General features: G+C 67.7%; 23 protein-coding genes. 13 read left to right on the top strand and 10 right to left on the bottom strand.

Annotated features, from left to right (window positions below; translation table 11 throughout):
* Positions 1-34: 34 nt before the first annotated feature.
* The 6 genes from EXE52_RS14230 to EXE52_RS14255 all read left to right on the top strand — a co-directional run bounded on the left by EXE52_RS14230 (position 35) and on the right by EXE52_RS14255 (position 6,668).
* The gene (locus tag EXE52_RS14230; RefSeq protein ID WP_137703795.1) at positions 35-1,387 is read left to right on the top strand and encodes a hypothetical protein; all 1,353 of its coding nucleotides are present in this window, start codon (positions 35-37) and stop codon (positions 1,385-1,387) included.
* On the top strand, positions 1,387-2,457 hold the full coding sequence (locus tag EXE52_RS14235) for a sulfurtransferase (protein ID WP_137703796.1): 1,071 nt from the start codon (positions 1,387-1,389) through the stop codon (positions 2,455-2,457). The genes EXE52_RS14230 and EXE52_RS14235 overlap by 1 nt, the downstream gene beginning before the upstream one ends.
* Positions 2,454-3,491: a YncE family protein gene (locus EXE52_RS14240; RefSeq protein ID WP_137703797.1), complete on the top strand. Its 1,038-nt coding sequence runs from the start codon at positions 2,454-2,456 to the stop codon at positions 3,489-3,491. The genes EXE52_RS14235 and EXE52_RS14240 overlap by 4 nt, the downstream gene beginning before the upstream one ends.
* A gap of 69 nt (positions 3,492-3,560) precedes the next feature.
* Positions 3,561-3,944: a SaoD/DsrE family protein gene (locus EXE52_RS14245; RefSeq protein ID WP_137703798.1), complete on the top strand. Its 384-nt coding sequence runs from the start codon at positions 3,561-3,563 to the stop codon at positions 3,942-3,944.
* 55 nt (positions 3,945-3,999) lie between these two features.
* A complete protein-coding gene (locus tag EXE52_RS14250) occupies positions 4,000-4,749 on the top strand; it encodes an NAD(P)H-hydrate epimerase (RefSeq protein ID WP_137703799.1) in 750 nt (249 codons plus the stop codon).
* Positions 4,750-4,976: 227 nt separating this feature from the next.
* Positions 4,977-6,668: a glutamate synthase-related protein gene (locus EXE52_RS14255; protein WP_137703800.1), complete on the top strand. Its 1,692-nt coding sequence runs from the start codon at positions 4,977-4,979 to the stop codon at positions 6,666-6,668.
* A gap of 45 nt (positions 6,669-6,713) precedes the next feature.
* Here EXE52_RS14255 and EXE52_RS14260 read toward each other — a convergent pair whose 3' ends face one another.
* Positions 6,714-7,688 (bottom strand): DUF3179 domain-containing protein, encoded by a 975-nt coding sequence (locus EXE52_RS14260; protein WP_137703801.1) that lies wholly within the window; start codon positions 7,686-7,688, stop codon positions 6,714-6,716.
* A 103-nt stretch (positions 7,689-7,791) separates the two neighbouring features.
* On the opposite strand from EXE52_RS14260, the gene EXE52_RS14265 reads away from it, so the two are divergent.
* Both EXE52_RS14265 and EXE52_RS14270 read left to right on the top strand, forming a co-directional pair.
* Positions 7,792-8,313, top strand: a complete 522-nt coding sequence (locus EXE52_RS14265; RefSeq protein ID WP_137703802.1) for a cupin domain-containing protein — start codon at positions 7,792-7,794, stop codon at positions 8,311-8,313.
* Between the two features lie 4 nt (positions 8,314-8,317).
* Positions 8,318-9,604 (top strand): M20 family metallopeptidase, encoded by a 1,287-nt coding sequence (locus tag EXE52_RS14270; protein WP_137703803.1) that lies wholly within the window; start codon positions 8,318-8,320, stop codon positions 9,602-9,604.
* Positions 9,605-9,610: 6 nt separating this feature from the next.
* On the opposite strand, the gene EXE52_RS14275 is transcribed toward EXE52_RS14270, so the two are convergent.
* Entirely contained in the window at positions 9,611-10,639 is a 1,029-nt protein-coding gene (locus EXE52_RS14275; protein ID WP_199239161.1) for an NAD(P)/FAD-dependent oxidoreductase, read from the bottom strand.
* A 95-nt stretch (positions 10,640-10,734) separates the two neighbouring features.
* On the bottom strand, positions 10,735-11,112 hold the full coding sequence (locus EXE52_RS14280; protein WP_137703805.1) for a hypothetical protein: 378 nt from the start codon (positions 11,110-11,112) through the stop codon (positions 10,735-10,737).
* A gap of 242 nt (positions 11,113-11,354) precedes the next feature.
* Between EXE52_RS14280 and EXE52_RS14285 the strand changes: the two genes are divergently transcribed.
* Entirely contained in the window at positions 11,355-11,681 is a 327-nt protein-coding gene (locus EXE52_RS14285) for a hypothetical protein (RefSeq protein ID WP_137703806.1), read from the top strand.
* Positions 11,682-11,886: 205 nt separating this feature from the next.
* On the opposite strand, the gene EXE52_RS14290 is transcribed toward EXE52_RS14285, so the two are convergent.
* On the bottom strand, positions 11,887-12,231 hold the full coding sequence (locus tag EXE52_RS14290) for a co-chaperone YbbN (RefSeq protein ID WP_137703807.1): 345 nt from the start codon (positions 12,229-12,231) through the stop codon (positions 11,887-11,889).
* Positions 12,232-12,392: 161 nt separating this feature from the next.
* Between EXE52_RS14290 and EXE52_RS14295 the strand changes: the two genes are divergently transcribed.
* The gene (locus EXE52_RS14295; RefSeq protein ID WP_137703808.1) at positions 12,393-14,447 is read left to right on the top strand and encodes a glycoside hydrolase family 15 protein; all 2,055 of its coding nucleotides are present in this window, start codon (positions 12,393-12,395) and stop codon (positions 14,445-14,447) included.
* A gap of 31 nt (positions 14,448-14,478) precedes the next feature.
* Here the strand turns inward: EXE52_RS14295 and EXE52_RS14300 are convergent, their stop codons facing one another.
* The 5 genes from EXE52_RS14300 to EXE52_RS14320 form a co-directional block, all read right to left on the bottom strand.
* The gene (locus tag EXE52_RS14300) at positions 14,479-14,904 is read right to left on the bottom strand and encodes a helix-turn-helix domain-containing protein (protein ID WP_137703809.1); all 426 of its coding nucleotides are present in this window, start codon (positions 14,902-14,904) and stop codon (positions 14,479-14,481) included.
* The gene (locus EXE52_RS14305; protein WP_158414001.1) at positions 14,897-15,325 is read right to left on the bottom strand and encodes a helix-turn-helix domain-containing protein; all 429 of its coding nucleotides are present in this window, start codon (positions 15,323-15,325) and stop codon (positions 14,897-14,899) included. Before EXE52_RS14305 ends, EXE52_RS14300 begins: the two co-directional genes overlap by 8 nt.
* A 98-nt stretch (positions 15,326-15,423) precedes the next feature.
* Positions 15,424-17,817, bottom strand: coding sequence for a PAS domain S-box protein (locus tag EXE52_RS14310; protein WP_158414002.1), 2,394 nt, complete (start codon positions 17,815-17,817; stop codon positions 15,424-15,426).
* Between the two features lie 158 nt (positions 17,818-17,975).
* Entirely contained in the window at positions 17,976-18,341 is a 366-nt protein-coding gene (locus tag EXE52_RS14315) for a DsrE family protein (protein ID WP_137703812.1), read from the bottom strand.
* Between the two features lie 118 nt (positions 18,342-18,459).
* Complete coding sequence (locus EXE52_RS14320; protein WP_241988263.1) at positions 18,460-20,028, bottom strand: methyl-accepting chemotaxis protein; 1,569 nt, start codon at positions 20,026-20,028, stop codon at positions 18,460-18,462.
* A gap of 312 nt (positions 20,029-20,340) precedes the next feature.
* Here EXE52_RS14320 and EXE52_RS14325 point away from each other — a divergent pair, with 312 nt between their 5' ends.
* Positions 20,341-20,646, top strand: a complete 306-nt coding sequence (locus EXE52_RS14325; protein WP_094519949.1) for a putative quinol monooxygenase — start codon at positions 20,341-20,343, stop codon at positions 20,644-20,646.
* Between the two features lie 34 nt (positions 20,647-20,680).
* Here EXE52_RS14325 and EXE52_RS14330 read toward each other — a convergent pair whose 3' ends face one another.
* Positions 20,681-21,463, bottom strand: a complete 783-nt coding sequence (locus EXE52_RS14330) for a methyl-accepting chemotaxis protein (protein ID WP_241988264.1) — start codon at positions 21,461-21,463, stop codon at positions 20,681-20,683.
* A 78-nt stretch (positions 21,464-21,541) separates the two neighbouring features.
* On the opposite strand from EXE52_RS14330, the gene EXE52_RS18300 reads away from it, so the two are divergent.
* Complete coding sequence (locus tag EXE52_RS18300; RefSeq protein ID WP_158293594.1) at positions 21,542-21,688, top strand: hypothetical protein; 147 nt, start codon at positions 21,542-21,544, stop codon at positions 21,686-21,688.
* Positions 21,689-21,710: 22 nt separating this feature from the next.
* Entirely contained in the window at positions 21,711-21,857 is a 147-nt protein-coding gene (locus EXE52_RS18305; RefSeq protein WP_158414003.1) for a hypothetical protein, read from the top strand.
* Positions 21,858-21,871: the final 14 nt, after the last annotated feature.

Genomic DNA, 21,871 nt, shown 5'->3' on the forward strand with positions numbered 1-21,871 from the left:
CGAGGCTTTAGCCACAAAGGATCATCCGATACGTATGAGCGATAACTGCGGCTGCGGGTCGAGCGACTCCGGGGACGGAGAGACGGCGGCGTCCCCGCGACCCGCGAAGGGAGAGGAACTGGCGAACAACGACCGCCAAAACCCCTTCGCGGACGGTGTCGACCGGCGACGCCTGCTTCAGGCCTCCGGGACCGTCGGCGCGACCGCCGCCCTCGCCGGCTGTTCGGGCGGCGGCGACGGCGGCGACGGCGGCGAAGCCGTCCCGACGATGTTCGTGTTCAACAACGGCGACCGGACGCTGAGCGTCATCGACGCCGAATCCGACGAGCTCGTCACCTCGGCGTTCCTCGGGACCACCGCCTCCTTCCCGGCCAACCAGTACTCCACCGGCGTCGACTCCGACCACGACGTGCTCTGGCTCAACGTCGCCGGGGGCGTCCGCGCGGTCGACCAGCGCACCCTCGAGGAGCTGGCGTACATTGAGACCGGGTTCGCCCCGAACTACCCGAACCTGACGCCGGACGGCGAACACCTGCTCATCGCCTCCGGCGGCACGACCGGGATGGACCCCGAGGGCGACGCGAACCACGCGATTTTCCGCGTCGACGCGAACCGCGACAGCGACACCTTCGGCGAGGTGACCGCCGAGATCGAGACCGGCTACGTCGGGCCCTGCGACATGACGCTCGGGCCGGACGGCGACTACGCGTTCGTGGTCGACGTCGCCGACGAGGCGATCCGCGTGCTGAGCGTCGACCCGTTCGAGACCGTGGCCCGCGTCGACGCCGGCGAGCCGGTGAACGAGGGGAACGTCCTCCCGTTCATGTGCACCGCCTCCTTCGACGGCGAGCTGCTCCTCGTGGAGAACGGCGAGGGGACGCTCGGCGGCGAGCCGGAGGTGCCCCGCGAGGGCTCCGAGAGCGTCTGGGACATCTCCGACCCGGAGAACCCCGAAGAAATCGCGAAGATCACCCGCGACGACGGGCTCCCGGGCGCGCCGATCACGAGCGAGGTCGCTCCGGACAACTCCGCGGCGTACCTGTTCATCCCGGGCGAGGGCGTCGGCGTGATCGACCTGGAGGCGAACGAGTACGCGACGACGCTCGACGTCGGCGGGAGCAGCATCGCCGGGGCATGGGGGCCGAACCGCGAGAAGCTGTACGTCCCGGTCCAGGACGCCAACCAGGTCGCGGTGATCGACCACGCGAACCGCGAGGTCGCGACGACCATCGAGGTGGGCGAGTCCCCCACGGGCGCCGCCGCCGGGACGGTCCAGCCCGAGAGCGACGCGGTGTCGAGCATCCAGGCCTCGCTCGCGTCGCTCGGGATTCCGTTCGGCGACATGGAGGCGTCGTGGTGTATGGACGACCACTGCTACTGCGGCTAATGGCCGACGAAACCCCGGAGGCCGACGGCGACGGGAGCGGCGATGCGACGCGCCGCGGACTCCTCCGCGCCGCGGCCGGCGCGACGGTCGCGGGGGCGGCGAGCACGGCCGGCTGTCTGAGCGTCTCGACGCCGGCCAACGTGGCGGCAGAGTACGAGGTGACGGGCAACGTCGCTCACTTCGTGGGCCCCAGTTGGCTGGCCGAGCACCGCGACGACGCCGTCGTGCTCGACGCGCGGAACGCGGAGCGGTTCCGCGAGGAGCGCGTCTACGGCGCCCGCCGCGTCCCCTTCGACGCGATCACGAGTCGGCGCGGCACTGAGGACGGGGCGGTCCCGGACGCGGACGGGATCGCGGCCGCGTTCGGGTCGATCGGCGTCGCACCCGACGACGACGTGCTCGTCTACGGCGCGAGCGTCGGCTCCCGCGTCACGCGGACCGCGTTCGCGCTCGCCGCGGTCGGCCACCGCGGCGATATCAAGGTGCTGAACGGCGGGCTCGACGGGTGGAACGGCCGGCTCGGAACCGGATCCCGCGGCGACGTGTCGACGGCGACGTACGACGCCGACCCGGCGCCGTCAGCGTGGGTCACCCGGGAGTGGCTCGCCGAGCGTGTTGGCTCGTTCAACGACGGCGGCCCGGGGCTGGTCGACGTGCGGGTGCCGGAGGCGTATCTGGCCGCGGCCGGCTCCGACGCGCTGAACGACGACCACGAGCGCCACGGCCACCTGCCGGGCGCGATCGATGTCCACTGGGTCGGCAACGTCTCCGGCCGCCGGATGGCGGATCCGGGTCGGCTCGTCCAGCTGTACGAGGGCGAGGGCGGGCTCGATCCGAGCGACACCGTCGTCGTGTACGGCGACGACAACGTGGATCCGACCTCGACGTGGCTCACGCTGCGGGCGATCGGTTTCGATGACGTCCGCGTTTACGACGGCGGCTTCGGTGAGTGGGCGAACGCGGACGACCGCGGACGACACCCGGTCGAAACGGCGACGAATGTCGTGGTCGAGACCGAGGGGAGCGTCGGCGGCGACGACAGCAGCGGCGACTTCTCCTGTACGGGATGAACTCGGACGGTGCCGGCGAGGGAGCGGAAGACGCGCCGAACCGTGTCGTCGCCGTCCCCTGCGAGGGCGCCGACGTTCTCGCGCTGTTCGCGCTCGCCACGGGCGACTCGCTCGGCGAGGTGCCGGTCGGTAGCCACCCGGTCCACGCGACGACGACTGCCGACCGGACGTTCGTCGCGACGATGGGCGAGCGGTCGGTGACCGCGGTCGATCCCGGTGGCGAGGTGACCCGCATCGACACCGGTGTCTTGGGCCCTTCGCACTTCGCGAGCGCGAACGACGAGCTGTACGTCGCCTGTTCGGCCGGCGACGCGCTCGCGGTGATCGATCCGGTGGAACTGGCACGTACCGACCGGATCGGCGTCGGCGCGGAGCCGCACGAACTGGCCGTCGCGCCCAACGGCGACCGCCTCTACAGCGGCAGTCGGCGAGACGGCCTCGTCGATGTCGTCGATACCGCGACTCACGAGCGGATTGGTACGGTCAACGTGGGTCCGGAGGCGAGGGTACAGGGTGTCGCGCTCACGCCCGACGGGCACCACGGGTACGCCGTCGATCAGGACGGAGACCGGATCGTCGTATTCGAGCCGGCTAGTCACGGGGACGAAGAGCCAGACGCACCTGCGACCCGAGTCGGCCACGTTCGCAAAGCGGCCGCGGTCGGGGCGGACCCGTACGACCTCGTCGTCACTGCCAACCGCGTGTTCGTCCCGGGGAGGGCCGACGGGACGGTCCACGAGTTCTCGCCGGACCTGACGCTCGAAGCGGTCCACGACGGCTTCTCCCGCCCAGTCGACCTGTTCAAAACGAACGGTCACTGGTGGGTGATCGACGCCGAGGCCGCTCGACTTCGCTCGCTCGATGGCGAGGTCGTCGACACGAACGTGCCGGGGCTCGTCGCAGCACCGGTGGGCGGCGGGCGGCTCGTGGTGTCTCACTACGACGACGACCGGATTTCGCTCGTCGACGTCGCGGACGGGATCGTCTGGACCGCCGACACGCCGGCGTACCCGTTCGGCGCGGTCGTGGTCTGACGCGTCACAGGCCGCGGGGAACCCTGCCGGAGTCGCCGCCGTAATTCTTCCGTTGGCCGTCTCTCGCCCGTGAAGGTAGCATACGTCTTCGCGACGGCCGGACAGACCATCGACTACGTGCTCGGCGACATGATCCTCCCGCAGCTGGAGGCCGGCGCGCACGGCGCCGACGTGGTCGGCATGTTCTTTTTCCACGACAACACGTACGCGCTCCGGGAGGACGACCCGCTCGGTCAGCGGCTCGCGGACGTTGCGGCCGAGCAGGAGATCCTGCTCATGCTCTGTGACCAGTGCGCGACGCGCCGCGGGCTCGCCGAGTTCGACCACACCGACGAACACGGCCGCGACCACTACGAGCCGACGGACACCGTCGAGGGCGCCACAGTCGGCTGCTTCCCCGACCTCTACGAGGCGCTCGGCGAGGTCGGCGTCGACCAGGTCATCACGCTGTAGCTCCCGGGTTCTCCGACCCCGCACCGTTTTTGACGCGCGCCCCGAACAACGCCGCATGGACGCGTCCGCGTTCGACGACCCCAATGGGCGCCCCGTGACGGCGGTCACGGCTGCGGAGATGCGGGCGGTCGACCGCGTTGCCGTCGAAGCGATCGGCCTCGATCTCTGCCGGATGATGGAACACGCCGGCCGGGGACTCGCCGAGGCCGTCCTCGACGTCCGGTCGAGCGACGGGAGCGACGGCCACATCGCGGTGCTCGCTGGAAACGGGGGGAACGGTGGCGGTGGCCTCGCGTGTGCCCGCCACCTCGCGAATAGGGACCTTCCCGTACGGGTCGTTCTCGACCGAGACCCCGCTTCGATCGACGGCGTCACCGCGGAGCAACTACGAATCCTGGAAGCGATGGACGTGTCGATCGGATCGCCCGACAGAGACACGGATACCGACACGGCGCTCGACGGTTTCGTCGTCGACGCGCTGATCGGCTACGGACTGACTGGGGCGCCCCGCGGCGCCGCGGCGGGACTGATCGAGGCCGTCGACAGCGCGGCGGAAACGATCGTGTCGCTCGACGTTCCGTCCGGTACAAACGCGACGACCGGAGAGACGCCCGGAGTCGCGGTCGAACCGGACCGGACGGTAACGCTCGCGCTGCCGAAGACTGGGCTCTCCGCGGTCGGTGGCGACCTCCGCCTCGTCGACCTCTCGATTCCCGCGACAGTGTACGACCGGCTCGACATCGAGTACGACGACCCCTTCGGCGACGGGTTCGCCGTTTCGCTGTCGCGGACGAACGTCGAGTGAATTGCCTCAGGGTCAAGCCCCGAGGCACTCGGCCTGCTCAGCCTGTAGAACGGCCCGGCGGTTCGCCCGGGTTACCCCGGACTCACCGGAGCATTATACGGTTCGGTGCGGTGTATCCGTTTATCAATGACGCCAGCGATCGGTGACGCGGCTGAACTGACGGACGCGGACGTGGGACTGGACGGAACGAGTGGGCGACCCGAGCCGACGACACGGCGAACAGACAGATGAGCGCCGAGAGCGCACGCAACCCAGAGCGGATCGCAACGTGGAGTGACCTCGGAGACCGGGAGCCGACCCACGCCCGAGCGGCCGGCGTCGACCTCGTCGTGATTCGGTACGACGACGAGGTGTCGGTGCTGTACGGCCGGTGTCTTCACCGCGGCGTGCTCCTCGGCGACGGCCACGTCGAGGGCGAGGATCTTATTTGCGGCGTCCACGGCTGGGACTACCGGTACGACACCGGGATCAGCGAGTACGACAACTCCGAGCGGCTGGAGAAGTTCCCAGCGTGGGTCGAAGCCGACGGCGACGGCGAGGAGGCGGTGTACGTCGACGCGGCGGCGGTCGCCGAGTGGGCCGACGACCACCCGGAGCCGTACGACCTGCCGGACGACGCTGCGGAGGCGGACGACGTGGACGCGGCGGTAAATCCCGAGTTCTACGGCGAGCCGGAGGCCGAGACCGAGCCGCACACCCATTACATCCAGAAGCTCGCCCGCGAGGGGCCCGAGGGGATCGGCGAACACGGGAGTGTCTCTGCGATGGGCGTGCCGCGGGCGGAGCTGCCGAGCTGGGAGGATCTCCAGATCCTCACGGCCCAGCTAGACCGGACTCCCCTTGACGATGAGGCGCCGGTCGACTCGACGCTGGTGATCGGCCCGAACGCCGAGAACCCGCTCGAACTGGAGATTCCGGTGTTCGTCAGCGACATGAGCTTCGGCGCCCTGAGCGAGGAGGCGAAAGTCGCCATCTCGAAGGGCGCTGACGCAGCCGGGACGGGGGTCTGCTCCGGCGAGGGCGGGATGCTCCCCGAAGAGCAGGCGGTCAACTCGCGGTACTTCTACGAGTACGCCACCGGGAAGTTCGGCTGGGACATCGAGAAGGTCGCGGACGTACAGGCGTTCCATTTCAAAGCGGGCCAGGGTGCCAAGACCGGCACCGGCGGGCACCTCCCGGGCGAGAAGGTCCAAGGGAAGATCGCGGAGGTTCGGGACCTCGAACCGGGCACCGACGCCGTCAGCCCCGCGCGGTTCGACGACTTAGAGACCCCAGACGACTTCGCGGCGATGGCCGACCGCGTCCGTGAGGTCGGTGACGGGATCCCGGTCGGATTCAAGCTCTCCGCGCAGCACGTCGAGGACGACATCGACTTTGCGCTGGAGGCCGGGGCGGACTACCTGATACTCGACGGGCGCGGCGGCGGAACGGGCGCCGCCCCAGACGTGTTTAAAAACAATATCTCGGTGCCGACGATCGCGGCGATTCCACGGGCACGCCGCCACCTCGACGCCCGCGGCGCCGACGACGTGACGCTGATCGCGACCGGGGGGCTCCGCACCGAGTCGGACTTCATTAAGGCGCTGGCGCTGGGTGCCGACGGCGTCGCGGTCGCGAACGCCGCGATGCAGGCGATCGGCTGTCTCGGCATGCGCGCCTGTGACTCGAACAACTGCCCGGTCGGGATCGCGACGCAGAAGGAGGGACTCCGGAACCGGCTTGTGATCGACTCGGCCGCCGAGGGGCTCGCGAACTACTTCGCCGCGACGGTGAAGCTGATGAAGGTGATGGCCCGCGCCTGCGGTCACGACGCGCTGACCGAGTTCGAGCGCCGCGACCTGACGACGTGGAAACGGGACGTCGCCGACCTCACCGGCGTCGAGTACGGGGGCGTGAGGGCGGAGGGGCGTCGGCGGTGAACGGTCGGCCAGACTCAGAGATCCGGCTCGGCGATGACCAGCGGCTCACTCGAGCGAGTCAGGTTGGTGAAACGCGTCTGGACCGTGGTCGTCCAGCCAGGTGAACGCATAAAGTCGTCGCGCCGGTAGGCGTTCGAGCCGACGACCGTCCGCCGCGGCGCCCGTGGTCGAATCCCACGTCGTCCCGTCGCCGGAGACGCCACCGTCGGTTGTCTCGAACTCGTGACCGGGGTCCGCGTACGCGTGGATACCGTCATCCGCCGCGAAGGCGACGACGTCCTGCTCGCCGACCGTCGCCCGCGCGACGCCGCCGGCCGCCCGCATCCGGGAAAACGCGAAGCCGAGCGCGTCCTCGTCGAACTCGACGCCCAACACGACTTCCTTCGGATTGAGATCTGTGGGGCCGTCCCACTCTCGACCGTCGGCCGTGCCGCGGTGTGCCGCGAGCCCGAACCCGTCGCCCGCGGTGTACACCTCGTACGGCGACTCAGCGTAGTCGATCGGGGCGGGCTCGTCGCCGTCGCTCGCGGCCTCGCTCTCGCCGCCCGGCGGGTCGAGGACGACGCCGTCCGGGTACGACTCGCGGAACTCCCGGGCAGAGAGCATTGCCGCCGGGCGGACGGCGAGCGAGTCGCCCTCGAACGCACCGTCGATACACTCGCCGGTGGACTGCTTCCACTCGCTTCCCGTCTCGCGGTCGTACATCACGAGGTCGTCGTCAGCGAGCTTCCCGGACACGCCGAACTCGAGCGTCCGCCCCGCGTGGATCCGGTCGTACACGACCGCGCTTCCGCAGAGCGGACACCACGTGACGGCGATCGGGTCGTCGCCGGACGCGCCCTCAAGGGCGTCGTTGACGATCTCGTGGAACTGGAGGTACCGCACGGGGTACGCTCGCGGCGGATCTGCGTCGGTCACGGCGATAACCGGGTCGTCGGCGTCTCCGTCGTACGAGTCGCCGAACCGAGGCAAGTCGACGCTCGGAATCGCGTCCTGCGGAAGGACTCGTCGGACGTTCACGTCGGTGACTGGCGTTCGCCTCCTATAATTCGGTCGTCCGCGGATTGGGTCCGCCACCGCACAGCGCCGCGCTGTTTATTCGATTGGCCGCGCACTGCCGGGTATGAAACGCGTCCGCGTCGACAACGTGGAGAACTCGCTCCAGCCGGCCGCGGTAATGCGACCACTCACCGAGGCGTTGGGGCTCACCGACCTCGCGGTCAACTACTACGAGCTCGAACCTGGCGACAGCTTCGCATTCGCGTACCACAGCCACGAGGTACAAGAAGAGGCGTTCTACGTTATTTCGGGGACGGCCACGTTCGAAGCAGACGACGGACCGGTCGAGGTGAGAAAAAACGAGATCGTGCGATTCGACCGCGAGGAGTTCCAGCGTGGGTGGAACCGCGGCGACGAACCGGTCCGCGCGCTCGCACTCGGCGCCCCGCTAGAGTACGGCGAGATGCCGCGGCTCCGATACTGTCCCGACTGCGACGCCGAGGCGGACACCGAGTTCGACCGCGTGACGGAGGCGGGCGAGGACGACAAGGCGTCGAGCCGCGAGGCCGTGATCGCCCGCTGCGTCGAGTGTGGCGCCGAGACGGGCCGCTGGTACCGTGGGTCGATGGACGGGGAGGTACCGTGAGCCGATGACGCCGCCGAGGCCCCCGGAGCCAGTCGAGCGATTCCTCGCCGATAACCGGGCAGACCTCGTTTCGACCGCGGAGACCCTCCTGAGCCACGACACGGCAAACCCGCCCGGCCACACCGCGGCGGCGGTCTCGTGGATCGCGTCGCGGCTAGAGGCGGCCGGCGTCGACCTTGAGCGGATCGCAGTCGACCCGGAGAAGCCCAACCTCGTCGCGACGCTTCCCGGCACCTCCGACCGGACGCTGTGTTTCGTCGGCCACGTCGACACGGTCCCGTTCGACGGGACCGAGTGGTCGCGCGACCCGCTCGGCGAGCGCGAGGGCGACCGGCTCTACGGCCGCGGCGCGACGGACATGAAGGGGGCCGTCGCCGCGATGCTCCAGGTCGCGCTCGCGTACGCGGAGTCCGACGCAGCACCGCCGGTTGACCTACAGTTCGCGTTCGTGAGCGACGAGGAGACCGGCGGCGACGCCGGCCTCCCGAGCGTCAGGGAGGCGATCGAGTTCATGCCCGACGCCTGCGTCATTGGCGAGACCACCTCACGGAACGGACGCTGCGCGGTGTCGATCGCCGACCGCGGCGCGATCTGGCTGACGCTAGAGGCGACCGGTGAGGCCGCACACGGCTCGCGGCCGATGCTCGGTATCAACGCAATCGACCGACTGACGGCTGCGATCGACCGGCTCAAACGAGAGTTCGGGACACAAGAACTGGACGTCTCCCCAGAGATGGCGCCGATAGTTGAGGAGTCGGTCGGCTTCCACGAGGAGGAGTTAGACGCCGAGACCGTCCGTGACCTCTTCCGATATCCGACGATCAACCTCGGCGTGATCGAGGGCGGCAGCGCGGTCAACGCCGTCCCGGCGTCGGCGCGCGCAGAGGTCGACATCCGACTGACCGCCACCGTCGAGACCCGCGACGCGCTCGGGTCGATCCGGCGCTGTCTCGGTGAGATAGAGGGGATCTCGGTTGCGGATGTCTCGTGGAGCCGTGGGAGTTACGAACCGATCGACTCGCCACTGGTCGAAGCGAGCGCGGCCGCGGCGGAAGCCGTCGTCGAGGGAGAGGTCTACCGCCGGAGCGCGACCGGGGGCGGTGACGCGAAGAACCTGCGTCACGACGGGGTCCCGACCGTGGAAATCGGCTTCGGAACGGACACCGCCCACACGGTCGACGAGTACACGACGGTCGACGCGCTCGCGCAGAACGCCGAGGCGTACGCGCGGCTCATCAGTGAGTTCGCGGCTCGGGTCGACGACGGAGCCGTCGGTTCCGACGACCGATGAATTCGGTCAATCCCCGCCGTACGTGTGGAAATCCACCGCCTGTTCGAGCAGCTCATCCGGGATGCCAGGAACCTCTTCGTCGCGAACGGGGCCGGCCTCCCGCAGCGCCTCGGGCGTCCGCGGAAATTCCCTGAGCGCGAAGTGGATCGAGATGCCCGCCTTCGCCCCGTCGGCGAGCGCGATCGGGAGCTGGTTGTGGCCCGGCGTCACGTCGCCGACAGCGTACACGCCGTCGACCGACGTTTCGCCGTGGTCACCGACGTCGACCGTCCCGTCGTCGTTGAGATCGCAGCCGAGCTCGCGAGCGAGCCCGTTGTTGTACTCGGAGCCGTACATCGCGAACCCGCCCTTGTACTCGCGGGTCGTCCCGTCCTCGAACTCGAGCGCCTTCAGCCAGCCGTCCTCGCCGTTCTGCACGCCGGAGACGTCCGAACTGACCACGTCGATCGGGTGGTTGTCCAGCATCTCCGCTGTGTCGTCGCTCCACTCGGGTTCGTGGCCCCGCGTGAGGATGTCGACGTCGTCGGTGAAGTTGAGCATGATGCCGGCCACGTGCGCGGTGCTCTCGGCGTGTCCCATCACGTACACTGGCTTGTCGACGAACATGTGCGCGTCGCAGTGGAGACAGTAGTGGAGCCCGCGGCCGGTTCGCGGTAGCGGCGGGTCCGGCCGAACGTCATTGAATCCGGTCGCGAGGACGACGGCGTCGGTCTCGTACACCGCGCTGTTTCCCTCCAGCGCGATGCGGTCGTCGTCGCCCCCGCGATTACATGAGGCGATCACGTCGCGGTGGAGGTCGCAGCCGTACTCCTCCAGCTGCTCTTTTCCGACGCCGAGCAGCTCGTTCCCGCTCGTCTCCTCCCGCGTGCCGATCAGGTTGTGGACCTCCTGCATCATCGCTGCGCGACCGCCGCCGCGGTCGACCAAGGCGGTCCGGTGACCTAATCGAGTGCTGTATAATGCCGCGGTCTGGCCGGCGGGGCCCCCGCCGACGACGACTACGTCGTACGATTCCGTTGGTAACGCGTCGGACATAATCATGGCGACAGCCGGCGCGGACAAAAACGTGTGTTGTTATTGGATCGCACAACCGCCGGAACCTCTCAGAGACGCCAGTAGTTCATTTTGGTTCAGTCCCGGTACGCGCAGTGGAATCCGGCGGCGTGCCGGTAGAAAGCCGGAACAACCGTCCCGCGAAGGTCGGTGTTGGGTTTATCCGCAAACTCCACCCCGACCCAGGCGCGGGCGTCGTCAACCGCGGCTGCGACGTGCGGCGGGAGCTCGTAGGCGCCGGTCACGGTGAGATACGCTCTCGTGAACGCGTCCGCGAGACGATCGAGGAACCGCTCAGTCGGCTCGAAGGTGTCCCAGCCGTCGGCGACGAGCCGGTAGTAGGTGCGCCGAATCAGTTCCGACCCGTCGTCGATGCCGTGGTCGTCGAACGACTCCGTCGTCGTACAGTCGTCGGTTCCGTCGTCTCTATTCGTGTAGTCTGTGCTTTCGTCCATACGAATGAAGACGCGTGGTTACTATAAGTAACCACTATGGGCGTGCGCCTCAGTCGCACACCCGGAATGATCTCATTCCCTGCGCAAGCTGGTCGGTGCTCAAAGAATTGCTAACTTTCGTGTACGAGGCGGTCCTAGCCTGAACAATGAGTGTCCGTGGCCGTCCAATCTCGTTCTGGCTCCTACTTTTATTGCTTGGACAGCTATCGGTTCGCGCGCTCGCCGGTGGCACAGCGCTACTTGTGTCCCCGTCCGGCGAACTCGTGGGACTGCCGACGGGGCCACTCAACAACGCACCGATCGAGAACTTTCTCCTTCCCGGTCTCGCGTTGTTTCTGGTGTTCGGTCTGGGGTCATCAGTCGTCTGTTACGGCCTCTACACGCGGCGACGGTGGGCGTGGTCGGGAGCGATCGGCGTCGCGCTGGCGCTCCTCGTCTGGGTGGTCATCGAGGTCGCCGTCGGGTTCGCCCGGCCGACGCTCTCCCTGAACGTCGCAACTGCGGTCAGCATCGCGGGGGCCGCTCTGTCCCCGGCGGTACGTGCCGACACACGGGACGAGAGCGCGTAAGTCTCCGGACTCTCTTAATTGCCGTCCGACGATGCCGGTCCGGTGTCCTCCGGGTCGGGCGCTCAGCAACACGGATCCGAATACAATGCGGTCGCTGAGACGGTTTACAGGTTAAGATGCTCGGCGGAGACGGACCGACACAGGAAGACGCGTCGACGGCCACCGCGGTCCGATGTCCGTCAGACCGCCTCAGCGCCTCCCGCCCTCACTCCAGCACCGCCCGGATCTTGTCGGCGCTCGTGACGCCGACGAACCGCTCGACCTCCTCGCCGCCGCGGTAGATCGCGACCGTCGGGATCGACCGGACGCCCGCCTCGGCGGCGAGTCCGTTGTGCTCGTCGGTGTCGACGCCGAGCACCGGGGCATCGATCGTCCCAGAGAGTTCCTCGAGGATGGGCGTCTGCTGCTTACAGGGGCCACACCAGTCCGCGAAGTAGTCGACGATCACCTGGTCGTTCTCCGCGATCGTCTCCTCGAAGGACGCCGCGCTCTCCACGTGGATGATTCCGCCTGCCTGTGTGCCGTCGCCGGGCGCCGCGTCGGATGACATACGTAGTTGGAGGGGTCCCGACGGTATATCCCTTCGCGAACCGCGCGGTAAGCGGGTTACCGACGGGTCACCGACTGCGGGATCCTCCGTCTTTCGTGTCGGTTGGTAACACAGACACATTTCCGCCGCGGTCTTATCAGCGCGTCAATCGTTCACTGACCATGCCAATCGAATCGAACGCGCCGTCCGTTCCGAGCGACAAGGACGCAATCCTCAGCGCCCCGCGCGAGGAGGGCGCGAACGTACTCTTGACTGCGAACAGATACGACGACCCCGAGCGCGGCCGACACGGGGCGATCATCGAGGAGACGTCGGCGTTCCGGTCGGACATGGAACTGTTCTACGACCTCCACGCGCTCGCGTGGAACGCCGATGAGGGGCACACGCTCGACGCCCGCGACGATGCCGTCGAGAGCGACGTGTCGTACGCGTCGAGTACGGTCCCGGAGATCACCCTCGAAAACCGCTTCGACGAGCCGGGATCGACCGGAACCCTCACGCAGCGCGTCGTCGCGAGCGTTGACACCTGCGGCTTGCTGATCGAGACGGAAGCCGACTTCGAGATGGTCGCGGAGCGGACGTTCTACACCGTCGCCGACCTCGGGATCCACGGCCACGACCACGAGGACCCGAACGCGGTCCAGGAGGCGTACATCACGGAGCGCGACGGCGCGGATCTGGTGGTCGCGACCGACGGCGACCGATGGCTGGCGATCGCACAGGACCGCGACGGGGACCGCGAGTTCGACGGCCGACGGATCGGTCACACCGGCGTCGCGGAGGGGCCGGACCGGAGCGCCTGGGCGGACATCTCCGAGGGGAACGACGGGTTCATCGACGACGCCGAGCGGGCCGAGGGGAACCTCGACGTGGGCGTCGGGCTGTACGTCGGCGAGACCGACGCGGCGTCGTGGCTCACTGGGGTGGGATTCGGGTACGGCGAGGAGGCGGCGGTCGAACACGCCCTCCGGCTCCTCAACCGCGGTTACGAGTCGGAGCGGGAGACGTTCGCGACAGCGTGGGAGGAGTGGCACGAGACGGTCTCCGACGGGCCGACGGACCACCCCGAGGTCAACGACCTGTACGAGCGGTCGCTGACCGCGATGAAGTGCGCGCAGGACGGCTGCTGTGGCGTCATCGCCGGCGCGTTCAAGCCGAGCGACATGACGTACAAGTTCATCTGGCCCCGCGATCAGGTGATCATCACGCAGGCGCTGATCGCGGCCGGGGCCGAACACGAGGCGCGGCTCGCGCTCCGGTGGTTCGACGAGAACCAGATCACCGGCGACGTCGTCGACGACCGGGGGATCGACCGGCACGGGACGTGGTGGCAGAACTACTACGTCACCGGCGAGGCCCACTGGCGGGCGCTCCAACTCGATCAGGTCGGCGGCCCGATATACGCACACTGGCTCGTCTGGCGGGAGACGGGCGACGACGACCTCCTCGACGAGCATTACGACATGTCACGCCGCGCCGCGGAGTTCCTCCTCTCATACGACAACGGCTACGGCTTCCCGGAGAAGCACCAGGACCCGTGGGAGGAGATCTGGGGCCACAGCACCGAGGGCACCGCGGCCGCGATCGCCGGCCTGCGCGCGATGAGCGAACTCGCCGATGCGCGCGGCGAGGAGTCGTTCGCCGAGGAGTGCCGCGAGCGGGCGACCGTCTGGGCGGATAACTTCGAGAAGTACTGTTTCAAACCCACGCCGTACGGCGACGTCCTCGTCACGGCGGACAGCCCGGAGACGCCGGCCGACCCGCCGGCCGACGCTCGGCCCGACGCGGCGGCGTTTATGGCCGTCTGGCCGTGGAACGTCGTCGACGCGGACAGCGATTCTGCCGCCGCGACGCTCGCCGCTGCTGACGACGAGGCGTGGGTCGCAGGCGATTCCCCCTGTCTCGGCCGGTATCCCGGGGACCGCTACACGCCGACTGGCACCATTGAGGACGGTGGCTGGCCGCTCTGTGAAGCGTACGCCGACGCCGCTCGCTGGCTCGGCGGGAGCGACCCGGACGCGGTCGCCGACCACGTGTTCGAGGACGCCCGCGAGTGGACGACAACTGCCGGGCTCCTGCCCGAGCGCGTCGACGGGAGCGGCCGGGTCAGATGGAACTCGAACCTCCAATGGAGTCAGGCGACGTACCTGCTGCTCGTCGAAAACCACGTCCGCGACGAGGCGTTCGGGCTCGCGCCCGGGAGTGAAACGGGATAAAGACGGAGTGAACGATCGACGGCGAGCGGCGCTACTCCGACGCGACGGCGTCGAGCGCCGCCGACCGCCACCGATCGATCGCGCGAGCGACAAGGTCCTCGGACGCGTCGTCGGCGACGTAGTACTGGTAGACGTGGCCCCCCTCGTCGAGCAGTCGGCGGCCCCGCGTCACGAGCCCGGTCTCGCGGAGCCGCTTCAGCGACCGGTTCACGTTGCTGCGGTCGCGGTCGAGGTGATCGGCCAGTTCGCTCGTCGTCGCTCCCGTGACCTCGACGACGGCGTCGTACGTTCGGACGTCCTGTTCGCCGAGACCGAACACCGTCCGGAACACTTCCTCGCGGTCAGGGGCCTTCACCGCGAGTTCCGGCTCGTCGGCTCTCGCTCCCCGCTGACCGGCTCCGCGTTCGGCCCGCGTGTCGGGAGAGATGTCCGTCTGCAGGTCGGTTCGGCTACTCATCGTCCGTCACCTCTCTGCCGGGGCGACCGGGAACGTGCGGGGTCGTTGGCTTCCGCGTCCGCTCCGCCCCGTTCTCAGTCAAGTGTTCGCGGCCCCACCTGAGCATCGGATCGAGGACCGCCTCCAACTCTTGGCCCCGACTGGTCAGCGCGTACTTGACCCGAACCGGCTTCTCGCTCACCACCTCGCGGTCGACGAGCCCCTCCGCTTCGAGCGTCGAGAGGCTGTCCGAGAGCATCTTGTTCGACACATCGTCGATGGCCGCGGCGAGTTCGCTGAACGTGTGCTCTCCGGTCAGCAGCTGCGCGAGGATGACCGGGTGCCACTTGTGGCCGAACACGTCTGCGACCTCGATGAGGAGGCGCTGCGTTCGCTCGTGCGAGCCGTCGAGTCGGGACAGCGGGATCCGTTCGGTGCTCATATACTGTGAGTCAAGCGCCACCAGTATGGTCACCCACGCTACGTGTCTCGGGCGAGGAGTACCGAGACACATAGGTATCCGGTCAGCACCGTGTAGCTTCACTCGTCGTCGACGAACGACGAGACAAGCGCATGTTCCGCAGAGCGGAGATGTTGATGGAGCGTCGACGAGGCGATATCGAGGCTCTCGGCTATTTCCTCGGCAGTGTGGTCGCGAGGCCAGTCGTAGTACCCCTTCTCGTAGGCCGTCTCCAGGACCGACCGCTGCCTGTCGGTAAGCCCCGCTGCGCCGTCCGTCGGGACTGGAAGGTCCGCCCCGCGGGTCGGGGTCTGGCGCTTTGCGACCAGCTCGACATCGTCCCAGTACTCCGAGAGCGCGTCGAGCACGCGTGTGACGTCTTCGTCGCTTGGAACCTCGGCGATCAGCCTCGTGTCGCCGTCGCTCGCGTGGAGCGACACCAGTCCGAACCCGGCTTCGGCGAGCAGCCCTGGCGGCGCACCCGCCACGGTGACCTCGACGAGACACGTCTCGCCGCGACACTCGACGAGTCGGCACCCACGAATTTCGGGGTACTCGTCGAGGAAGGCTCGGATCTCGTCGAAGTCTCCATGCGTAATCCGCGTCTCATACGCGTGCGTGTCATCACCGCCGGCGACGCTTCCGAGGTGGTCACACCGGCAGTCGAACGCCGCGGACAGGTCACCCAGCGGACTTGCGAAAGAGAACTCCAGCTCGACCGCGTCGCTCTCGATCAGCGTGTTTCGGCGTCGGTCGGCGATGATAGCGAATCCGAGGGTCTCCCCGAGCAGTTCGAGCCCGCTCTGTGTCGTTTCGGCGAATCCGCTCTCTTCTATCCCGGCCACGGCGAGCACGCCGAACCGCTGTCGGCCGCAGGCCACGGGGACTGCGGCGGCGATGGACTCCGTGTTGGCGTCCGCCGCAGTCCCGTTTTCGGACTCGAATCGCCGCCGCTGGACGACTGCGGCGTCCCGTTCATTGGCCTGCCGGACCAGTTGCCGCGCGAACGGCGACGTGAGGAATGACTCCGCGTTGGTCTCGCTGAACGAGTCCGTCGCGACCGAGCTGGAGTCGATCGTCACGGCATCGGCGTCGTCTCCCGTCCCGATAGTCGCGATCCACGCTGCTTCGTACAACGACGATTTGGCGAGGTCGTCACAAATAGACTGTTTGACCGCCGCTCCGCTGGTCGCCCGTAGTACTGAACGAATCACTTCGGTGACGAGGGAGTTGAACCGAGCCGCCGCCGTCAGCTCCTCGCGGCGACGCTCCAACTGGCTCTGACGGGACCGGAGCCGCTCGTCGCGTTCGGCGCGGGTCAACGCCGAGCGGACCACGCCGGCGAACAGTTCGATCAGCCGGATATCCTCCTCCGTTAGCGGTGCCTCGCGGTCGAAAACGCTCAGTACCCCAAACTCGCCGAGCGGAACGTGGACCTCGGCCCGACACGGGTCGTCGGTGTACGCGTCGTCTTCTCTTGACTCGTTTCGGACCGTTTCCTCGCTTCGGTACGCCGCACCGGCGTTCGACGATTTGAGGTCGTAGGCGACTGCCTGCCGGACGAGCGCCGCAGCTGCATCCGACGTCGCGGTCCGCACCAACTCGTTGGCGTCGGGGTCGTACGACCGAACGCAGGCGAGCTCGTGGCCCAGCGCATCGACGACGGTCCGGATCGCGATTCGGTTCACGTCGTCGCGGTCGGCGGCGGCGAGGAGGTCACGGCTCGCCTCGGTCACCCCGGTGAGGCGGTGTTCCCGACGACGCTCTTCGCGCACGTCGCGGGCGACGCAGACGAACTCGCCGCCTTCGAGGCCCGTCACCGACGCTCGAACGGGCAGGTCGTCGCCGTCCGTTCGGGAGGCCGTCAGCTCACCGCGCCACTCTCCCGAATCGGCGACTGTCGGTCGACAGTCGAGTTCAAACCGGTCCGGACTCGCGTACAGCTCGCCCCACGTCGCGCCGACAATAGCGTCCGGGTCGTCATACCCGAACAGCGAGGCGTAGGCGGCGTTCGAGTGGACGACGACGCCGTCCGCGTCGAGCACGGCGATCCCGTCGTCCGCCGCGGCCATCGCTGCCGATCGGCGGCGCAGTTCGCGCTCGTGCTCCGTCCGCGCCGATGCGTCCCGCACGATCGCGAGTATCCGATTGGCCCCTCCGAACTGGACGGCCGTCGCGGTGACATCGACGGGAACGACCTCGCCGCCCCGCGTGTGACACGACAGCTCTGCGGTGAACCCGCTCCCCCTGTCGCGAACGCGCTCGACGAACGACTCGAAGACATCGTAGTCGTGCGGGTGGATATCCGGTGGGCCGAGCGAGAGGAGGCGCTCTCGATCGTACCCGAGCAGCTCGCACGCCTGGTCGTTACACCGCAGGATGCGGTTCGCCTCTGGGTCGATGACGAGGACCGCATCGGGGGTGTGCTCGAACAGCCGTTCGAAGATCGTCGACTCCGGGTCGTCGCCCGTCACAGAACCGGATTCGGGCACATCGCTCATGACGCCAGGCGAAGCGGGGAGTGTCCGTCGTTCATTCGGTGTGCCTCTCGACTAGTTCGTTCGGTACGCACGCTTAAGAAACCAATCGCGGAGTGGGGAATCAGACCAATTCGGCCTCGCCCGCGCACTCGTCAGGACATCGTGAGCAGTTCATAGCCGTCGGCGACGAGGGCCGCGACGTCCGGACCGTGCTCTTCACCGGCCGTTCCGAGAAGTGGGATTCCCTCCGTTCGACAGCCCGCCGTCGCGTCGAACGCGGCCGCACAGTACGCGCAGGCGGAGACCTCAACTTCGCCGGCCACGGCCCGGTCGAGCCCGTCGCGGAGCGGGTGGTCGGCCCGCGTCGCCAGCTCTTCCGGCCATCGGGTCGCCTCCCCGTCGAGAAACACCCGTACGTCGTGGCCGCCGTCGGCGAGCCGGAGCGCGTACTCCACCCCGTTGAGCGCGCTCCCGGTTCTGTCGGGCCCAGCGCTGAGCAACACCGCGTACTTTCCCATACGGATCGGCGGTGAGAGCCAATATAAACGCTATCGGGGGACCCGGTTACGTCGTTACTCTGCGGTTACCGGACAGAAGCGCCGACTGGAACTGGGCATTCGGATAACCGATTACCGGTCAGTCGTCGGCGGCCGAGGCCGTGCCGTCGGAGTCTCCTCCGATCCCCGTCGACTCCGTCCGGTCGTGGGTCCGGAACGTGGCGAGCGACTCTCGGAGGCGGGTCGTCCGCTCTGCTAGGCCCTCCACCTTCTCGGAGACACGGTCCGAGGAGACGGCCTGCTCCTCCGCGGCAGCCGCGACCGACGAGGCGTTCGTCGATGTTCGCTGACTGATCTCGGCGACGTCATCGACCGACGTCGTCACATCGTTGACCGCGCGGGCCTGTTCATCCATCGCGTCGGAAATCTCCTTGACACCGTCGTCCGCCTCCGTGATGCGGTCGTCGATGTCGGCGAGCGCGGCCTCCGCCGCCTCCACCGTGTCGACGCCGGCGTCGATCCGCTCGCGTATCGCCGCCATCTCCGTCACACTCTCGTCGGTCCGCTCCTCGAGTTCGTCGATGAGCGACTCGACCTCCGCGGCGGCCTCGCTCGTCTCCTCGGCCAGGCTTTTCACTTCGTCGGCGACGACGCCGAATCCGGAGCCTGCCTCGCCGGCCCGCGCGGCTTCGATCGAGGCGTTCAGCGCCAGCAGATTCGTTTGATCGGCGATCTCCGTGATCGTGTCGACGATGACGCCGATGCGCTCCATCCCGTCTTCGAGCTGGCCGACAGCCTCCGTCGCGGACCGGGACCGCTCCTCAACGGCGTGGAGTTCCTCGACGGCGCGTCGCGTCGCCGACCGACCCTCGTCGCTGAGTTCGGTCGCCCGTTCCGAAGTCGCTGCGACCTGTTCAGCCGAAACGGCGACTTCCTCAGTTGTCGAGGACATCGTCTCCATCTCGCCGGCGATCTCGACGAGCCGGTCGTTCTGTTTCTCCGCGCCGGCGGAGATCTCGTCTATCGACCCGCTCGTCTCGCGGGCGGCCGCGGCGACCTCCTCCGCACTCGTCGTCATCGCGTCGCTCGCGTCCGCCACTTCGTCGGCGAAGCGGCGCACGTCGGAGACAGTAGTCTCGAGCTCCGACAGCGCCTCGTTGAACGCGTCCGCGATCTCGTGGAGCGCCTCCGGGTCGTCGCGCTCGACCGAGAGCCGAGCGGTCAGGTCGCCATCTGCGGCCTCTCCCATCGTTCCCGCGAAGGCCTCAGCGCGCGTCTCGAGCGTGTCCGCAAATCGTTCCGTCTCGCGTTTGGCTTCGCGGGCGCGCTCTCGCTCCGCCTCTACATCCTCGATGCGACCCTTGAGCGCGGTCCGCATCGCGTCGAACGACTCGTAAAGCCGGCCGATCTCGTCGTCTGTTTTCGGTTCGAGATCGACATCAAGATTCCCGTCTTCTAGTGCTTCCGCCCGTCGGCCGAGTTCGTCGAGCTCGCGAATCGTCGGGCGTGCGAGTCCCATTCCGACGGCTCCGAGGCCGACGATGGCGACGCCGATAATCAAGAGGATATTTCGCGTCACGGCGGCGTGGGCGGCCGGGTCGACGACCCCAGCCGTCTGTCGGATAGTGAAGAGGCCCGTCACCGCGATCGCGGCGATGACGAAGGCGATCGAGAGGCCGAACTTGACGAGCCGGTTCTGTTCCACCACGGCGGGGATGAGTCGACTTCGAACCGCCCTGCGGCGGCTTCGATCCGACGTCACTCGGCCCACCTCCGCCGACGGTCAAGCGGGACGCAGCCCGTGATATGTCGCGAGTCCATGTGGGTGGCTGTGACAGTCTCCGATTTAATTCGTCGGTGCCGATTATCACGTACGGGTCTCACGGGTAACGGCGACGTAACGGCGTTTCTCGCGGCTCACGTCGCGTTCGTCTCGGGATCCGTTGATACCCTCCGTCTGCCCGAGTCGAACGCCCTCGCGGCGAGAGTTTATTCGTCGCAACCGACGAAAGAGAATCGCATGATTGTGTTACACGCGGTCTTTCCGCTCGATCCCGAGAAGCGCGACGAGGCGCTCGATCTGATCGCCGACCTCGCTGAGAAATCCCGCGCCGAGCCGGGGATGATCGACTACCGGCCGGCGACGGACGTGGACGATCCGAACGTGGTCCGGTTCTTCGAGCAGTACGAAGACGAGGCCGCCTTCGAGGCGCACTCCCAGACCGACCACTTCCAAGAGTTCGAGGCGGCGCTGCCCGACCTGCTCGCCGGTGAACCGGAAGTTACCCGGTTCGAGGTCGACTCGGCAGCAGAGATGGATCTCTAAGCGAAGGCTGCCAGTCAGCCGCCGTCAAACCGAATTACTGCTCCGCCGAACGGTTCGTCCGTTCGTCGATCTCGTTCGCCTGACTGATCGCGTCGATCACGTCCCTGGCGATGTGGTCGAGGTCGTCCGCGTACGCCTGTGTCGTCTCGCTCACCTCGTCGACATTCTCGGAGGTTCGAACCGCGCTGTCGGCGATTCCGTCGAGATCGTCGACCGCGTCCGTAATCGACGCCGCGGCAGTGTCAGTGCGCACGTCAACCGTCTCGATCTGGTCTATCGTCTCGTCCGCAGTCGATCGCACCTCCTCGACGGTTGCTTCGATCTCGGTCGCGCGCTCCTGAGCCTGTTCGGCGAGGTCTTTGACTTCGTCTGCGACGACGGCGAAACCGGAGCCCGCCTCGCCGACGCGGGCGGCCTCGATAGAGGCGTTCAACGCGAGCATGTTCGTCTGGTCGGCGATTTCGTTCAGCATCGCGACGATGTCGTCGATCTCGGTGACTGTCTCACGGAGGGTCTCCAGTTTCTCCTCGGCTGCGGCGGCAGCGGCCTTCGCTTCGTCGACGTCGGCGTTCGCCTCACGGGCCGACCCTCGGGCCGTCTCCGCGAGCGAAGCCGTGTCGGAACTTGATTCGTTCGCCTCCGCGGCACCGCGCGACAGCGACTCGATCGCGTCGCTCGACTCGCTCAATTCCGTCCCGATCTCAGAGAGGAGCTTCGCATGCTCGGCTGTGAGCGTCGAGAGCGGCGCCTTCCCCTCCGGGTCGACCGTTCCGTCCGACCCTCCCCTTCCGTTGCGATCGCGTGATTGTCGACTCATGAGTGTGCTCCCGCCGAGGCGGTTAGCGTACACTTCCGCGGGGGCTATTTAATCGTGGTCCGCATATTATCAGATACGATGTCAGACCACGATCACGACCACGACGACGGCGATATCCACGCGTGTGACTGCGGCGCGACGTTCGACACGCTCGACGAACTGAAAGACCACGCCAAGGAGAATCACCCCGACGCCTACGAGGAGAACTTCGGGGACGAAGCGTAGACTCAGACGGTCAGATCGAGTTATGAGCGGAGACGCTACCTGTCCGACCTGCGGCGACGAGACGGAAAGCAGGCTCGCGATCATCGAGCCCTCGGAACTGAAAGAGGAGCGCGAGTACTGCCTCACCTGTGAGACGTTCGTCGACGACGACGCTCGGAAGCCGGAGTAAATCGCGGTTTCGGC

Origin of the sequence: Halorubrum sp. CGM4_25_10-8A, assembly GCF_005435025.1 — an archaeon.
Lineage (GTDB): Archaea > Halobacteriota > Halobacteria > Halobacteriales > Haloferacaceae > Halorubrum > Halorubrum ezzemoulense.

Excerpts from the sequence above, each read along its gene's own strand:
- EXE52_RS14230 (WP_137703795.1), top strand. The coding sequence starts at position 35 with ATGAGCGATAACTGCGGCTGCGGGTCGAGCGACTCCGGGGACGGAGAG.
- EXE52_RS14235 (WP_137703796.1), top strand. The coding sequence starts at position 1,387 with ATGGCCGACGAAACCCCGGAGGCCGACGGCGACGGGAGCGGCGATGCG.
- EXE52_RS14240 (WP_137703797.1), top strand. The coding sequence starts at position 2,454 with ATGAACTCGGACGGTGCCGGCGAGGGAGCGGAAGACGCGCCGAACCGT.
- EXE52_RS14250 (WP_137703799.1), top strand. The coding sequence starts at position 4,000 with ATGGACGCGTCCGCGTTCGACGACCCCAATGGGCGCCCCGTGACGGCG.
- EXE52_RS14255 (WP_137703800.1), top strand. The coding sequence starts at position 4,977 with ATGAGCGCCGAGAGCGCACGCAACCCAGAGCGGATCGCAACGTGGAGT.
- EXE52_RS14265 (WP_137703802.1), top strand. The coding sequence starts at position 7,792 with ATGAAACGCGTCCGCGTCGACAACGTGGAGAACTCGCTCCAGCCGGCC.
- EXE52_RS14270 (WP_137703803.1), top strand. The coding sequence starts at position 8,318 with ATGACGCCGCCGAGGCCCCCGGAGCCAGTCGAGCGATTCCTCGCCGAT.
- EXE52_RS14275 (WP_199239161.1), bottom strand. The coding sequence starts at position 10,639 with ATGTCCGACGCGTTACCAACGGAATCGTACGACGTAGTCGTCGTCGGC.
- EXE52_RS14280 (WP_137703805.1), bottom strand. The coding sequence starts at position 11,112 with ATGGACGAAAGCACAGACTACACGAATAGAGACGACGGAACCGACGAC.
- EXE52_RS14290 (WP_137703807.1), bottom strand. The coding sequence starts at position 12,231 with ATGTCATCCGACGCGGCGCCCGGCGACGGCACACAGGCAGGCGGAATC.
- EXE52_RS14295 (WP_137703808.1), top strand. The coding sequence starts at position 12,393 with ATGCCAATCGAATCGAACGCGCCGTCCGTTCCGAGCGACAAGGACGCA.
- EXE52_RS14300 (WP_137703809.1), bottom strand. The coding sequence starts at position 14,904 with ATGAGTAGCCGAACCGACCTGCAGACGGACATCTCTCCCGACACGCGG.
- EXE52_RS14305 (WP_158414001.1), bottom strand. The coding sequence starts at position 15,325 with ATGAGCACCGAACGGATCCCGCTGTCCCGACTCGACGGCTCGCACGAG.
- EXE52_RS14315 (WP_137703812.1), bottom strand. The coding sequence starts at position 18,341 with ATGGGAAAGTACGCGGTGTTGCTCAGCGCTGGGCCCGACAGAACCGGG.
- EXE52_RS14325 (WP_094519949.1), top strand. The coding sequence starts at position 20,341 with ATGATTGTGTTACACGCGGTCTTTCCGCTCGATCCCGAGAAGCGCGAC.
- EXE52_RS14330 (WP_241988264.1), bottom strand. The coding sequence starts at position 21,463 with ATGAGTCGACAATCACGCGATCGCAACGGAAGGGGAGGGTCGGACGGA.
- EXE52_RS18300 (WP_158293594.1), top strand. The coding sequence starts at position 21,542 with ATGTCAGACCACGATCACGACCACGACGACGGCGATATCCACGCGTGT.
- EXE52_RS18305 (WP_158414003.1), top strand. The coding sequence starts at position 21,711 with ATGAGCGGAGACGCTACCTGTCCGACCTGCGGCGACGAGACGGAAAGC.